1 protein-coding gene is annotated in these 447 nt (G+C 45.9%); it reads right to left on the reverse strand.

Features of this window, described 5'->3' with window-relative positions; genetic code table 11:
• Positions 1-447, reverse strand: a 447-nt coding sequence (locus UF05_RS08605) for an IS3 family transposase (RefSeq protein WP_045544907.1), incomplete at both ends; no start/stop codon positions are given.

Consider the following 447-nt stretch of genomic DNA (forward strand, 5'->3'; position numbering starts at 1 on the left):
GTTTGGCGCATCTCATCTCTGGTCATTATTGGTTCGTATTGAATCGCTTCCACTTTCATCGAATGGAAGAAGCTCTCAACACAGGCATTGTCCCAGCAGTTTCCTTTCCTGCTCATACTTTGTTTTAGATTATAAGCAGTTATGAGGTCTCGATAATCTTTCGAGCAATACTGGCTACCACGATCACTATGAACAATAACTTCCTCTGGAAAGCCTCGACGGAACAGAGCCATTGATAATGCATCGCAGACCAGTGTTGCCGTCATCCTCGTATCCATCGACCAACCGATTACTTGTCGTGAGTAAAGATCAATGATCACAGCCAAATACAGCCAGCCTTCGCTTGTGGCAAGATACGTGATATCTCCCGCCCATTTCTGATTCGGGGCCGTTGCATTAAAGTCCTGAGCTAGCAAGTTTGGAGCTACAGGCATCTTATGCTTGCTG

The organism is Vibrio sp. S457-15 (assembly GCF_000960545.1).
In the GTDB taxonomy this organism is placed as follows: domain Bacteria; phylum Pseudomonadota; class Gammaproteobacteria; order Enterobacterales; family Vibrionaceae; genus Vibrio; species Vibrio parahaemolyticus.